Origin of the sequence: Aquitalea sp. ASV11, from assembly GCF_016429185.1 — a bacterium.
GTDB classification, from domain to species: domain Bacteria; phylum Pseudomonadota; class Gammaproteobacteria; order Burkholderiales; family Chromobacteriaceae; genus Aquitalea; species Aquitalea pelogenes.
In genome coordinates this window covers 1-254 of sequence record NZ_JAELUD010000328.1, presented here as the reverse complement: position 1 = coordinate 254, position 254 = coordinate 1, and the positions used below count along the sequence as shown (strand labels likewise).

Genomic DNA, 254 nt, shown 5'->3' with positions numbered 1-254 from the left:
CCCCCCCCCCCCCCCCCCCCCCCCCCCCCCCCCCCCCCCCCCCCCCCCCCCCCCCTTTTCAAGCAGAAGACGGCATACGCGATTATTGCGTTCGTCTCGTGGGCTCGGAGATGTGTATAAGAGACAGTCGCAGCCCTGGGCATGAACTACTACGATATGGGCCGTCAGACCGGCAAGATTGTGGTTCGCATCCTGAAGGGTGAAAAGCCGGGTGCCATCGCTCCGGAAGTTGGCAGCAAGCTGAGCCTGACCGT

At 65.0% G+C, this 254-nt stretch carries 1 pseudogene; it reads left to right on the top strand.

Features of this window, described 5'->3' with window-relative positions:
* Nucleotides 1-126 precede the first annotated feature (126 nt).
* Nucleotides 127-254, top strand: a pseudogene (locus JHD62_RS22410) (ABC transporter substrate binding protein); the annotation flags it as partial.